The organism is Mycobacterium sp., from assembly GCF_008709575.1.
Taxonomy (GTDB): Bacteria; Actinomycetota; Actinomycetes; order Mycobacteriales; family Mycobacteriaceae; genus Mycobacterium.
In genome coordinates this window covers 1-1823 of the sequence record NZ_VYIK01000134.1, presented here as the reverse complement: position 1 = coordinate 1823, position 1823 = coordinate 1, and the positions used below count along the sequence as shown (strand labels likewise).

The 1823-nt window shown below is 64.5% G+C and carries 1 protein-coding gene; it reads left to right on the top strand.

Annotated elements, in window-relative coordinates; translation table 11 throughout:
- A partial coding sequence (locus F6Q13_RS17245; RefSeq protein WP_293059166.1) for an IS1634 family transposase occupies nt 1-1689 on the top strand: 1689 nt, incomplete at its 5' end.
- Nucleotides 1690-1823: the final 134 nt, after the last annotated feature.

Sequence of the window (1823 nt, the reverse complement as noted above, 5' to 3'; positions counted from 1 at the left end):
CGGCGTTGCGCCCCAAATCCCCAGGTCACGAACCCACTACAACGTCACAAGAGCCCGAAACTTCCGCCGCAGCTGATCGCGGCGATCGAGGCCGCAACGAAGGGACAGACGCTGATCCCAGCCGGCAGCGAGTTCAGCAAGACGCGATCGCTGCCGCACGGTGACGTCGCGGCGGTAGCGGCGATGGCGCGCAAGCTCGAGCTGCCCGCGCTGCTGGGCCCGCCGTGCCGGGCCCGCGACATCGCCGTCGCGTTGATCATCTCGCGGGTGGTGCGGCCAAAATCGAAGCTTTCTACCCTGGACTGGTGGTCTAACACCACTCTCGGCGTGGACCTGCAGGTGGCCAGCGCATCCACCGACGAGATCTACGCCGCGATGGACTGGCTGGTCGGTCGCCAAGACAGGATCGAAAAGAAGCTGGCCGCCAAGCATCTCGCGGAATCGGCGAACCCGGGTCGGATGGCGCTGTTTGACCTGAGTTCCTCGTGGGTGACCGGGCGCTGCTGCGAGCTGGCCGCACGCGGCTATTCCCGCGACGGCAAAAAGGGCTGCGAACAAATCGAATACGGCGTGCTCACCGACCCCGACGGTCGCCCGGTCGCGGTGCGGGTGTTTTCCGGCAACACCGACGACCCCAGCGCGTTCACCCAAATCGTGCAGGTGATCAAAGACAAACTCGCCATCCAGCGACTGATACTGATCGGCGACCGCGGCATGATTACCGGCGCCCGCATCGACAAGCTCCGCGAACTCAACGACAACCCCAAAATTGCTGCGTTTTTCCACTGGATCACCGCGCTGCGCGCGCCATCGATCGCCAAACTCGCCCGCGACGACGGGCCGCTGCAGATGAGCCTGTTCGACCAGCAGGACCTCGCCGAGATCACCCACCCCGACTACCCCGGCGAACGGCTGATCGCCTGCCGTAATCCAGCCCTGGCCGCCGAACGCGCCCGCAAACGCCAAGACTTACTGAAAGCGACCGAGAAACAACTGGCCCACATCGCCGAGCGCGTCGCCAAAGCCACCCTGTGCGGCGCCGACAAGATCGGCATCGAAGTCGGCAAGGTCAGCGGAAAATTCAAAATGGGCAAGCACTTCCACCTCACCATCACCGACACCGAGTTCACCTACCACCGCGACCAAGCCGCCATCGACGCAGAAGCCGCCCTCGATGGCATCTACGTGCTACGCACCAGCGTCGGCGCCGACGCCCTCGACCCCGCCGCCGTGGTGGACAGCTACAAAAAACTCGCCAACGTCGAACGCGACTTCCGCATCATCAAATCCGACGACCTCGACCTGCGACCCATCCACCACCGCCTCGAAGACCGCGTCAAAGCCCACGTGCTGATCTGCATGCTCGCCTGCTACCTCATCTGGCACCTACGCAAGGCCTGGGCACCGCTGACCTTCACCGACCACACACCGCCGCATCGGGACAACCCCGTGGCCCCCGCGCAACGTTCCACCGCCGCCCAGGCCAAGGCCTCCACCAAACACGACGCCAACGGCAACCCGATCCGGGGCTTTCGCGACCTGCTCGACCACCTGGCCACCCTCACCCGCGACCGCATCCGCTACCACAACGCCGACATCGAAATCGACAAACTCACCGACGCCACCCCCACCCAACGCCGCGCCTTCAATCTGATCGACGCCCCCATCCCCCTAACCATCGCCGCGTAGCCAGAACAACCCACCACACAAACCAACCAATCCCCAGCTCAAACCACGAATTCGCACACCTCACCAGCCTTAACTTCGGGTTAAGGGGCGAGGCTCGCGAGGTCGCCGATGATCGTCGAGACCGCACTGGCGAC